12 protein-coding genes are annotated in these 12,614 nt (G+C 40.8%); 11 read left to right on the forward strand and 1 reads right to left on the reverse strand.

Annotated features, from left to right (window positions below; translation table 11 throughout):
- Window positions 1-50: 50 nt before the first annotated feature.
- The 10 genes from BWP33_RS06830 (at window position 51) to BWP33_RS13165 (ending at window position 9,167) form a co-directional block, all read left to right on the forward strand.
- On the forward strand, window positions 51-494 hold the full coding sequence (locus tag BWP33_RS06830) for a low molecular weight protein-tyrosine-phosphatase (protein WP_040629222.1): 444 nt from the start codon (window positions 51-53) through the stop codon (window positions 492-494).
- Between the two features lie 72 nt (window positions 495-566).
- Entirely contained in the window at window positions 567-2,747 is a 2,181-nt protein-coding gene (locus BWP33_RS06835) for a polysaccharide biosynthesis tyrosine autokinase (RefSeq protein ID WP_002642520.1), read from the forward strand.
- 222 nt (window positions 2,748-2,969) lie between these two features.
- Window positions 2,970-3,299 carry a hypothetical protein gene (locus BWP33_RS06840; protein WP_002642519.1) on the forward strand — a complete coding sequence of 110 codons (330 nt, stop codon included), beginning with the start codon at window positions 2,970-2,972 and terminating at the stop codon, window positions 3,297-3,299.
- Between the two features lie 9 nt (window positions 3,300-3,308).
- Window positions 3,309-3,758, forward strand: coding sequence for a dUTP diphosphatase (dut, locus tag BWP33_RS06845; protein ID WP_040629221.1), 450 nt, complete (start codon window positions 3,309-3,311; stop codon window positions 3,756-3,758).
- Between the two features lie 268 nt (window positions 3,759-4,026).
- Entirely contained in the window at window positions 4,027-5,424 is a 1,398-nt protein-coding gene (gene dnaB, locus BWP33_RS06850) for a replicative DNA helicase (protein ID WP_040629219.1), read from the forward strand.
- Between the two features lie 129 nt (window positions 5,425-5,553).
- A complete protein-coding gene (locus tag BWP33_RS06855; protein WP_002642516.1) occupies window positions 5,554-6,261 on the forward strand; it encodes a GspH/FimT family pseudopilin in 708 nt (235 codons plus the stop codon).
- A gap of 18 nt (window positions 6,262-6,279) precedes the next feature.
- Window positions 6,280-6,912 carry a type IV pilus modification protein PilV gene (gene pilV / locus BWP33_RS06860; protein ID WP_002642515.1) on the forward strand — a complete coding sequence of 211 codons (633 nt, stop codon included), beginning with the start codon at window positions 6,280-6,282 and terminating at the stop codon, window positions 6,910-6,912.
- A 141-nt stretch (window positions 6,913-7,053) separates the two neighbouring features.
- Window positions 7,054-8,082, forward strand: coding sequence for a PilW family protein (locus tag BWP33_RS12985; protein ID WP_224451207.1), 1,029 nt, complete (start codon window positions 7,054-7,056; stop codon window positions 8,080-8,082).
- A gap of 19 nt (window positions 8,083-8,101) precedes the next feature.
- A complete protein-coding gene (locus BWP33_RS06870) occupies window positions 8,102-8,695 on the forward strand; it encodes a pilus assembly PilX family protein (RefSeq protein WP_002642513.1) in 594 nt (197 codons plus the stop codon).
- A 16-nt stretch (window positions 8,696-8,711) separates the two neighbouring features.
- The gene (locus BWP33_RS13165) at window positions 8,712-9,167 is read left to right on the forward strand and encodes a type IV pilin protein (protein WP_002642512.1); all 456 of its coding nucleotides are present in this window, start codon (window positions 8,712-8,714) and stop codon (window positions 9,165-9,167) included.
- Between the two features lie 293 nt (window positions 9,168-9,460).
- Here BWP33_RS13165 and kdsA read toward each other — a convergent pair whose 3' ends face one another.
- Window positions 9,461-10,300 (reverse strand): 3-deoxy-8-phosphooctulonate synthase, encoded by an 840-nt coding sequence (gene kdsA / locus BWP33_RS06880; RefSeq protein WP_002642511.1) that lies wholly within the window; start codon window positions 10,298-10,300, stop codon window positions 9,461-9,463.
- A gap of 117 nt (window positions 10,301-10,417) precedes the next feature.
- Here kdsA and dinG point away from each other — a divergent pair, with 117 nt between their 5' ends.
- The gene (gene dinG, locus BWP33_RS06885; protein ID WP_002642510.1) at window positions 10,418-12,559 is read left to right on the forward strand and encodes an ATP-dependent DNA helicase DinG; all 2,142 of its coding nucleotides are present in this window, start codon (window positions 10,418-10,420) and stop codon (window positions 12,557-12,559) included.
- Window positions 12,560-12,614: the final 55 nt, after the last annotated feature.

The following is a 12,614-nucleotide window of genomic DNA, read 5'->3' on the forward strand; positions in this document are numbered from 1 at the left end:
AATATGAATAATATTTTTCAGGCAGCCTGAAAAGTGGAGAAATTAACATGATGTTTAATAAAATTTTGGTGGTTTGTGTGGGGAATATTTGCCGCTCACCAACTGGTGAGGCGTTATTGAAACAAAAGTTACCTAATCATACCATTGCATCGGCGGGTGTAGGGGCGTTGGTGGGGGACCCAGCAGACGCACAAGCCAGCCAAGTTGCACAACAACATGGTGTGGATTTGTCCACTCATGTGGCACAACAATTGACCAGTGAATTGGCGGCGCAATACGATTTGATTTTAGTTATGGAACAAGGGCATATTGATGCTGTTAGTCAAATTTCACCGTCAGCGCGTAGCAAAACCATGTTGTTTGGGCAATGGTTGCCGCAAGGTCGCCGTGAAATTGCTGACCCATATAGACAAAGCGATGAAATGTTTCAATTAACTTATCAGCAATTGGCGCAAGCAGCGGATTTGTGGGTGGACAAATTAAAACGCGCTTAGAATATTTTTCAGGTAGCCTGAAAGCCCGTAAATTATTATTTTTAAATTTTATTGAATTCAAATAGATAAACCATGGTTCAAACTCATTCATCACAACAAAATCATCAAACCATTGACGATGACGAAATTGATTTAACGCAATTATTCGGTACGTTATGGTTTCATAAATGGAAAATTATTATTGTTACTGTGCTTTGTACGCTAGTTGGCGTACTGGTTGCACTAGGTTCAACACCTGTGTATCAAGCTGATGCAATGGTTGAAGTTACAGGCACTAAAAACCAAATTTTAGGTGAATTGGGCGATTTGTTAGGTGGTACACCGCAAGCCCCTACGGATACCGAAATTGAGTTGATTAAATCGCGTTTGGTGCTGGGCAAATCAGTTAGTGATTTGGGTTTGGATTTGGTTGCCAAGCCTGAAATTTCTTTTTTTAATAAAGTATTGGGCGATAAAACAGATGTGCAGCCTGAAATCAATGTGGAATCATTTACGGTTGATGCGTTGTGGTTAAATAGGGAGTTTGAGTTAACTTATCAGGGGAATCAGCAATTTAGAATTAAAACACCTGAAGAGAAAACGTTTGCTGGTGTGATTGGGCAGCCGTTGCAAATCAATGCGGAGACGCGTTTGTTGGTAAAAAAAATCACTGCGCCAGTCGGTCAGAAATTTACCCTAACCAAATTCACACAATTATCCACTATTGAGCATCTTCGCAAAAATCTGTCGGTGGCAGCAAAAGGCAAAAATGTACCTATTTTGAGTTTGAGTTTGACGGGCACTGAACCTTTGCAGATTCAGACCACATTGGCGAAAATCATTGAAAATTATATGGTGCAAAACCGTGAAAAAGAAGTACAAACGGCGCGTAGTGGTTTGGATTTCATCAATTCTGAATTACCGCGTTTATCTAGTGTGTTGGAAGATGCGGAAAATAAATTGAATGCTTATCGTGCCAGAAGTGGTTCATTGGACGTGCCTGCGGAAGCCAAAAGTACATTGGAAAGTCTGAATAAAATTGAAATGCAAATTGTGGATTTGCGCACAGAAGAGTCTGTTTTATCAGGTGTTTATACACATGAACACCCAGCTTATAAAGCATTAGAAGATAAACTGAAGGTGTTACAACAAGCCAAAGAACGCTTGAATAAACAAATTTCGCGTATGCCTGAAACGCAACAAGAAATCATTCGTTTGACGCGTGATGTGGATATTAACCAAGCGATTTATGTGCAATTACTGAATAAACAGCAAGAATTGAATATTCTTCGCGCTAGCTCACAGGGTAATGTGCGTTTGATTGATCAAGCCATCACGGCAGAAGAGCCAATCAAACCGAAGAAGAAAATTATTGTGTTGTTGGCGATGATGGTGGGTTTATTTTTGTCTTGTGGCTATTATTTGATTCAATCTTTGATGAAACAAGGTATTTCTTCTGAAGATGAAATTGAAGCCATGGGTTTGGAAGTATTGAGTAGCGTGCCTTTGTCCGATTTGCAAAATAAGCGCGATAAATTTTTCCGAAAAAATAATAAAAATAAAGATATCCGCTCTAATAGTTTGTTGGCAATCAAAGACCCAACCGATCCAACAATAGAAGCATTGCGTGCTTTGCGTACCACATTGCATTTCCGTTCATTAGATGCTAAAAATAAAGTGGTTATGATTTCCGGGGCAGCACCAGAAGTTGGAAAATCATTTATTTCCGCGAATTTGGCGGTGTTAATGGCACAAGCTGGGCGTAAGATTTTGTTAATTGATGGTGATATGCGTAAGGGTTATTTGCATTATTTGATGCAGCTGCCTGAAAAAAAACAAGGCTTGTCCAATATTTTGCAAAATGATAAATTAAACAAAAATAATCCATATGATAACTATATTCAAACCACGATGGTTGAAGGTTTGGATTTTGTAAGCTTGGGAACAGATGTGCCTAAAAATCCATCAGAATTATTGTTAAACAATAAGTTGTCTGTATTTCTTAAATGGGCAGAAAAGCATTACGACCACATTATCTTGGATACACCACCTGTGTTGGCAGTTACCGATGCGGCGGTAATAGGGCAGTATGTGGGTACAACGTTATTGGTTACGCAGTTTGGTAAAACCGACTCACGTGAATTGGCGACTTGTGCGGCACGTTTTTCGGTAAATCATGTGAAAATTGATGGCGTGGTGTTAAATGGTATTCAGCGCACAGAGAAAAATTATTATTCATATGGTAATTATGCAAATAAATATGCCAAAAAATGATGATTAAATTAAGAACCTGTGTTCATAATCTTAATGGCTTGCTTTTATCGCCATTTCATGTGCCTATTGCGTTGGTTTAAAAAGTCGCTTGGTATTCGCAAGAATTGTCAATAAAATCAAGTTATCAATCTTACGAACACAGGTTCTAAAATAAACAGGTTGAATGAATGGTTCAACCTGTTTATTTTTTAGATAACCTGAAAAAAATCATATGGAAAATTTATGTTAAATATTATTTTATTGAATCAAAAAATTTGCGATGCTCATTATCGGGATTTGATGGTAAGATTTTCGTCATCTTTTTCAGCTGTGGAAATGGCATTATTGAATGAAATTGTTGAAAAATTTCAATTTGATAATCCTATTTATGTGCAAGCGTTGGCGCAAGCTGTTGTGCAGCAAAGCCGTTTTGACCCCAATGCCAACCACATTGCCGATGAATTTTATGATGAAGATGAAGAAAGTACCGCAATTTGCCCGCATTGTTTAAACCCACCGGTGCCACCATTACGCGATTATGCAATGTGGCGCGAGAAAAATTTATCCAATTGAAAGAATAATATGAATCATGTACAACTGAAAATCATCAACCCAATCATGCAAAATTATTTGCCTACTTATGCCACAACTGGCTCGGCTGGGCTGGATTTACGTGCTTGTGTGGACAGTAAAATCACACTCAAAGCAGGGCAGAGTACCCTAATTCCTACAGGCATTGCCATTTATTTGGATAATCCCAATTTGGCGGCGATGCTGTTACCACGTTCGGGTTTGGGGCATAAACATGGAATTGTATTAGGAAATTTGGTTGGGTTGATTGACTCGGATTATCAGGGCGAGTTGATGGTATCATTGTGGAATCGCAGTGATGCTGATTTTGAGATTCAACCATTTGATAGAATTGCACAAATGGTCATTGTTCCTGTGGTTCAGGCTACCTTTGAAGTGGTGGATGAATTCGCAACCAGCGAACGTGGCATAGGTGGGTTTGGCAGCACTGGACGAAATTAGAACCTGTATTCACAGCCAATCGAGATGTCTTTTTGCCTCATTTGGCATGCCTGCTGCGTTGAATTTCATGCCAATAGTAACGCTATTGACATAAAGTTCGCCTTACATTCGCACCAACTGGGACAAAAATCCATTTCACGTTGGCTATGAATACAGGTTCTTAAAATAATTGAAAATGATTGATTCAGGCAGCCTTGCAGCATATCTTCAGGCAGCCTGAAAAGATAAAGTGCCGAAAATTGTTACTTTTTTCCCAAAGCATATGATGATGACAGATTACCAAGATGACCCAGAAATCCGCGCCTTATCCACGCCACCGCATTCGCTAGAAGCAGAGCAATCCGTAATCGGTGGTTTGATTTTGGAAAACAGTGCGTGGGATAGAATTGCCGATGTGGTGAGCGATGACGATTTTTATCGCCATGAACATCGGCTGATTTTTCGCGCCATTGCTATTTTAATTAATGAAAATCGCCCTGCTGATGTGGTTACAGTGCAAGAGCAATTGGCGCAAAATGATAAATTGGAACAAGTAGGCGGATTTAGCTATTTAGTTACGCTGGTACAAAATACGCCATCGGCTGCCAATATTCGCCGTTATGCAGAGATTGTGCGTGAACGCTCCATTATTCGCCAGCTTGCTGAAGTTGGAACACAAATTGCTAGAAATGCTTATAATCCACAAGGCAAAACCGCTGAGCAATTACTAGATGAAGCCGAAAATCAAGTTTTCCAAATTGCAGAAAGCACCGCGAAATCCAAACAAGGCTTTTTGGAAATGCCCGAATTGTTGAAACAAAATATAGAAAAAATTGATTTGCTGTATCAACGAGATAATGCTGAAGATGTCACAGGAGTATCCACTGGTTTTGTGGATTTGGATCACATCACATCGGGTTTGCAAGCGGGTGATTTGGTGATTGTGGCTGGGCGGCCGTCTATGGGGAAAACCGCGTTTGCGGTGAACATTGCCGAAGACGTGGCATTGAGTAGCAAGCAGCCTGTTGCCATTTTTTCTATGGAAATGGGCGCGGCACAACTGGTAATGCGTATGATTAGCTCGGTTGGGCGCGTGGATCAAAGTATTCTCAAAAACGGAAAATTACAAGATGAACATTGGGATAGACTCAATGAAGCGGTCGCAAGATTGGCAGATGCGCCAATATTTATTGATGAAACGGCTGGTTTAACGGCGTTAGAAATTCGGGCGCGTTCGCGGCGATTGGCGCGGCGATTTAATGGCAAATTGGGCTTGATTGTGATTGATTATTTGCAATTGATGGCAGGTTCAGGACGTACTGATAATCGTGCAGCAGAGTTGGGTGAAATTTCTCGGTCATTGAAGTCGTTAGCCAAAGAATTGCAAGTTCCTGTGATTGCACTGTCGCAATTATCACGCACAGTGGAACATCGTACCGACAAGCGCCCAATGATGTCCGATTTGCGTGAATCGGGTGCGATTGAGCAAGATGCGGATTTGATTATGTTCATGTTTCGCGATGAGTATTACACAAAAGAATCTAGTCAATACAAAGGGTTAGCGGAGTGCATTATTGGTAAACATCGTAATGGCCCAACAGGCAGGGTGTTTTTAACATTCTTGGGTCAGTTTACCAAATTTGAAAATGCTGCCTATATTCCTGAAAATATGGGTAACGAAGATTAATGCTTTTAAATTTAATACTTACCAAATAGCCTGTAAACTTGGTAAAATCTTATTTAAATTGATAAATCATTTTTCAGGCTGCAATTATTGGTTTTGGGTTGATGGGCTTGAACATGGGAAGGAACTTTAATGAATAAACGTATGTCAGGCTTCACGCTGATTGAATTGATGGTAACGATTGCCATCATTGGGATTATGGCGGCACTTGCTTTTCCCAATATGAGTGATTTTATTGCCAGTTCACGTATTGCTAACCGTTCGGAGCAAGTGGCTAATTTGTTTCGTTTTGCTAGGGGGGAAGCGGTACGTTTGAATCAGCCTGTGGTAATTTGTGGTATGAAAATTCGCAACGATGGACGCGCCACAGGTACTTGTGATGCGAGCCAATTTCAAAGTGGTATGCGCGCTTTTGTAGATGTGGATCGTGATGGCATATACGATGAAAAAAAAGATACTGAATTGCGAACCATTGCCATCAATGGTGGCGAAAATATTAAAAATACAACCAATATTGTTACTTATGCCACCAATGTTTCTGGTCGTGTTAGCGCATCAACAAGGAAGCCTTATGAATTTATTTTTATGCCAAATGGTGCATTCGGTACTAAGCCGGCCGCGAGTTTGGCAAATTTGCAATTGAGCAATCAATATGTAGCAATACAAATATATGAAAATACTAAATATTCAGCAGATCGTAATTTGCGAGGACGTATTGTGGCGATTAACCCAATGGGTATGGTGCAAGTGTGTCGTGATACCACCACACACCCTGTAACGTCCAATAAATCACCTAATTATTATGAGCAACAATCCGTTTGTAGTTTACCTAGCACTTAAACCTATTTTGGAAATTTTATGATGAAAAATTCAAATAATATCTCGTTAAATCAACATACAATGCAAGGTAGCACGCTGGTTGAGGTGATGGTTTCGGTATTTTTGCTTGCTTTTGGCGTGTTGGGTTTGATGGCGGCGCAAATTCGTTCGGTGGCAGCCATCAGTGAAGCAGAAAATCGCAGTATTGTCGCTCAAGCTGCCGAGAATTTAGCCGATGGTATGCAAATTAATCCAGAAGTTGTACAGATAGGAAGTAAAGCCGTTGTACGCCGTTATCCAGATTATCTGACAACCCAGTCTATTACACCCAATCCAACCATGACGTTACCTAACCCATCTTGGGGTAGCAGTTGGTCTGCCACAAGTAGCGTGTCGGATATCAGTAAAGCTGCATTGGCAAAACAACAATTGAATTTATTCAACTATAGTTTGAATCAAATTCCCAATGCCAGCAACGTGCAATACGTTATTTGTTTAGATAATAGCAATCCTGCTGAGCCAACCATGAATGGTACGACCATAAGTGGCAACTGTCGCCCAAGTAATACGTCTAATGACAAAACTGTGATTAAAGTCATGTGGACCATTCAATCAGAAAATCAAAAATCTACGCCACCTGTGTATTCATATCGTATGGACGTACCGCAATAATTTGAATGAAATAGGCTTATTTTTTCAGGCAGCCTGAAAAAGGCAGCTTGAAAGAACGTTTGGCAACATATGATTTTTGACCAAATATATTATTCACCTGAACCATCATAATATGGTAAGGTTTTGAACCACTAAGGAAAAATGATGAATTCATCTAAATTCGGTAAATCAGTAAAAGGTTTTACCATTATTGAATTTTTGGTTGCTAGCATACTTGCCATGATTGTGATTATGGCAGCAGGCAGCACCTATTTTATGACGCGCAAATTAGGTGATACTGCACAAAAGCGATTAAATATCCAACAAAATTTGCGTAATGCTACTGCCCAAATTAGTCGTGATGCGCGTATGGCGGGGTCATTTGGTTGTTACAATACCAGCAGCACTTTATCGGGTAGAAAAGCACCAATCTTTAACGGCATTGCTGCGCCATTGGTGTTGGATGATACTGCCGATGGCAATTATGGCATAAAAAAAGCGGTGTTGCCATTAAGTGGGGGAAGCTATGAAGGTTTGGTATTTATTTATGGTTTAACTGATACTGGTGTAACCGAAGTAACAACTACTGCTGGAAAATTATCTAATGTGGATAATAATATTTTAACGAGTATTAAATTGGCGCAAAATGTTAATAAAGAAATTGACCCACTGCGTCAGACTTTAGCACAACAAGGCAATATTGTGATTAGTAGTTGCCGTGAAGCGCATGGGCTGAAATTACCGAGTGCTATTAATGGTGATACCATTCCATTAAATTTGGATACAACATTCCGTGATGCCGATATTGGTGAATTAACCGTTACACAACTTTATGCAGCCGCCTATATTTTAAACAAAAACACCAAACAATTGATGCGATTGGATACGCAACCTAATGGTAATTGGGGGGCACCACAAGTGGTGTCTAATGGTATTAACAGTATGGATGTGGGTTTTGGTTACGCCGATGATTGCCCATTGCAAAGCGTTAGTACAGCCAGTGGTCCTGCGGAGAAATTCTCATTTACCAAAAATATGGCAACGGGTGCAGACAAAAAACAATTGCCTGCTATTGTACAAATCCGCTTAAATTATGATGCCAATACTGATGGTACGGCTGGTACAGCAGATTATGTGATTAATGCAACTGTGCGTGGTGGCAATACTTGTGGTAATCGTACCCCTATTTAAATTATTTGGAGCTTAAATTATGATGAAATCCAAGAATCAACAACAAGGTTTTTCGTTGTTTATGGTGATGATTATTATGCTGGTGATTGCATTATTGGTTGTGGTTGCCAGTCAATCTGCCAGTACAGAAATGCGTGTAAGTACCAATGAAGCTGACCGAAAATTTGCCATGTCTTTGGCAGAAACGGGTTTGCGTAATGCAGAAGACACTATTCGTCAAATGACCAGTGAAGATAATAAAGATATTGATAAATTATTTAGATACGATTGTAATACAGGCAACTGTGCGCCCGTAGAAGAAGTGCATTGGGAAAGCGATCCAAGTACTTCACGTTATAAAATCAGCGGTACAAAAAGTACGGTTGTGGCTTGGAAACGTACATTCAGTGGTAAGTCTGTTTTTGATAATAATGGCGCAACCAGTTATCCACTAAATGATAGTGGCGACCAAAAATCAGGTACGGTTCGGTATATTATTGAGTTTTTGGGTGAACGCAATGATAATTCAACTGGCGCATTGGGACGTTATTTCCGAGTAACGGCTCGCGCTAAAGGCGAAAACCCCAATACAACCGTAACGTTACAAAGCTATGTAGAAGCAAACAGTATTTAATCAAACAGGATTTATTATGAAACTGAAACAAAATTTAGCACTACAATCCAAAGGTTTTACGCTGGTTGAAATGATGGTAGCTGTTGCTATTTTGGGTATTTTGGCTGCTATCGCCATTCCTTCATACAGTGATTACATTGAAAAAGGCGAATTGACAGACGCAAAACAAGCCGCTTTAGCCGCACGACAAAATTTTGAAGCCAATCGTTTGGCGCGTCCACGTGAATTTCAGACTGCCGTAGGTTTTAATAAAGAATTAAATACGATGACTTCACAAATTTCAGCAAAAAGCACGTTATTGTACACATTCACACCAACACCATTTGGCGCTCAAAATGGTGGTGCGCCTGTGGGTTTTACATTTAAAATTACACCAAGAAAACAAGGAAAAAAATATTTTTTAACCATTGATGAATCAGGCAATGCACAGCGTTGTAAAGTTAAGGCGACATCCAGTTGCGAAAGATTTTAAGGCTGCCTGAAACCTTTGCAAAACAAATCTCAAAAAGCTGAAACATTATTAAGAACCTGTTTTCATAATTTTAATAGCTTGCTTTACCGCCATTTCATGCGCCTACTGCTTTGGCTTAAAAAGCCACCCTGTATGCGCAGAAATTGTCAATAAAATCAAGTTATCAATCTTATGAACACAGGTTCTAAAATAAAAATAGAACAAAGCGACCACAGTCGTCGTTTACATCTCGTACATCAGCAAGCGGACAACGCAGTCGTATTTGTATTCTAAACGACTATACAATCCCACAATTAATCAATTTGAATGGTAGGGAATGACTTGACGGTCTCATCAACCGTTTTTACGCGAATCAAAAATTCTTCCAACAAATTCAAGGGTAATGCACTTGCACCATCACATTTAGCTTGATTGGGGTTGGCGTGGCTTTCCAAAAACAAACCTGCCAAACGCGTTGCCATACCTGCTAAAGCCAAATCCAAAACTTGCGCTCGGCGACCACCCGATGCGGCTGAACCGCTTTCGCGTTGTTGCAGCGAATGGGTTACGTCAAAAATAATGGGCGCGTTGTCGCAAGTTTGTTTCATCACGCCAAATCCCAACATATCCACTACTAAATTATCATAACCAAATTGTGAACCGCGTTCGCATAAAATAACTTGTTGATTGCCTGCTTCGGCGAATTTTTCCACAATATTTTTCATTTGGCTAGGACTGAGAAATTGTGGCTTTTTTACGTTAATCACGCGCCCAGTTGCTGCCATCGCACTGACTAAATCGGTTTGTCGCGCCAAAAATGCAGGTAATTGCAGCACGTCCACCACTTCCGCTACTGGCGCACATTGATGAGGTTCGTGAACATCGGTTATCACGGGACAACCAAAAGTTTGTTTGACTTTGGCGAAAATCTCCAAACCTGCGTCCAAACCCACGCCACGATAAGAATGTACCGATGAACGGTTGGCTTTATCAAACGATGCTTTGAAAACGTAGGGAATGCCTAATTTTTCGGTTACGCGCACATAATGTTCCGCCGCGTGCAATGTGCTGTCTAAATCTTCCAGTACATTAATTCCACCAAATAAAACAAATGGTTGATTATTTGATACTTGAATTTGATTGATTTTTATCATGTTCATTCCTGTGCTTGAGTAAATGATTGAAAATTTTGTTTTAGGCTACCTGATATCGATTCGTTAGGTTCGTAGTTTTGTTAAAATAGGGTAATTTTATTTTTCAGGCTGCCTGAAATGCTTACTGATTTAGAAAAAAATGCCATTCGCGACCACTATCGCACGATTTCTAAAAACCTTCCTCATTTTCGCCCACGCCACGCGCAACGCGAAATGCTCGCCGCCATTGCCAACGCATTTTCACGAACCCTGACTCGCGAAGACAACAGCGATACCCCGCCAGAGCGTCAAGGAGAAAGCATCGTTGTGATTGAAGGCCCAACAGGTGTCGGTAAAAGTTTGGCGTATCTGCTCGCTGGTGGCATTATGGCACAAACACGCGGCAAACGCTTGATTGTTTCCAGTGCAACAGTCGCTTTGCAAGAACAATTGGTTGGGCGCGATTTGCCTTTTGTGGTGGAAAAAAGTGGCTTGGAATTGAGTTTTGCATTGGCAAAAGGGCGCGGTCGCTATTTGTGTCCGTATAAATTATATCAATTGACTCAAAATCACGCGCAGCAAACCCTATTGGGCATAGAATCCCCCATATTATGGGAAAACAAACCACGTCCGCATGATTTGGATATTTTGTCTAACATGGCAAAACAATTCGCTAACCGCCAATTCAACGGCGACCGCGATACTTGGGTTGAAAAAATTGACGATTCATTGTGGCAAAAAGTGACCAATGATAGACACGGCTGCCTGAAAAACGGTTGCCCAAATCGCCCCGAATGTCCGTTTTTTTTGGCGCGTGATGCGTTAGAATCGGTTGATGTGGTGGTCTGCAATCATGATTTGTTGTTATCGGATATTAATATGGGCGGTGGCGTGATTTTGCCTGCGCCAGAAAACAGCTTCTATTGCATTGATGAAGCACATCATTTGCCCAAAAAAGCACTGAACCAATTCGCTGCGGAACATTCGTGGCTACACGCGATTTGGGCGTTGGAAAAATTGCCCGACATCACACAAAAAATTGCCAGACTTAGCGACAAAATCAATTTAGCCAATGCCGCTGATGATGCCGCCAGTGAACTGTTAGAATATTTCAATGAATGGCAATTTCATTTGCAAATCGCCCCCGAATTTAACCAAAATGATACTGCCGAACACGAAGCCATTTGGTTATGGGAAGATGGACAAATTCCCGAACCTCTGCAAACACTTACACACAACACTTACATTGTGGCACAAACTTTACTCAAACATTTGAATGAGTTAAATGATGCGCTTGGTCATGCCAAACGCGACAAAGAACAAAATCAACCAGAAATTGATGCGTTAATCAGTGAATTTGGTATTTTTATAGCACACGCCGAACAGATTTTGGACGTGTGGGAATTGATGGCAACCGTCATCAAAGACGAAAAAGAACCACCACTTGCCAAATGGATTAGTCGCCAATTTGAGGATAAACGATTGGATTATATGTTCCATGCCAGTCCGATTAGCAGCGCAAAAATGTTGGCAAATGGTTTGTGGCGGCGTGCTGCTGGTGTGGTGTTGACTTCAGCGACTTTGCAAAGTTTGGGGAGTTTTAATTTGTTGTTGCAACAAACGGGTTTGATTTGGTTGCCTGAAACCACCACATTGGCGTTAAACAGCCCATTTGATTTCGTGCAACAAGGCGAATTGTATTTACCGCCTTTGTCTGCTAGCCCGAAAGATTCCGTTGCCCACACCGATGAAGTGGTGCAGTGGTTGCCCAAATTGATTGATGACAAGGCGGCGGTTGGGACGTTGGTGTTGTTTACATCTCGTAAACAAATGAATGATGTGGCTTTCAGGCTGCCTGAAAATTTGTTGCCCTATGTTTTAATTCAGGGCGAACAATCCAAATCTAAATTATTGGAGCAGCATTATCAAGCTCTAAAAAATGGAAAACCCAGCATTATTTTTGGATTAGACAGTTTTGCGGAAGGTTTGGATTTACCACATGAAGCGTGTGTTCACGTGATTATTGTGAAGTTACCATTTTCCATGCCTGATAATCCAATTGAGAAAACGCAAAGTCGTTGGATTGAAAAACGCGGCGGCAAGCCGTTTATTGAGATTACTGTGCCTGAAGCGAGCATCAAATTGGTGCAAGCGGTGGGGCGACTGATTCGCACTGAAAACGATTATGGGCGCGTTACTATTTTGGACAATCGCCTGAAAACACAAAGATATGGTCAACAAATGTTGGCGTGTTTGCCACCGTTTCGGCGGATTGGTTAAAATTTTATGGTGTACGCAATGTGTTTTGCAGTCGTTATAAATTAACCTAATTTAA

The organism is Simonsiella muelleri ATCC 29453 (genome assembly GCF_002951835.1).
Taxonomy (GTDB): Bacteria; Pseudomonadota; Gammaproteobacteria; order Burkholderiales; family Neisseriaceae; genus Simonsiella; species Simonsiella muelleri.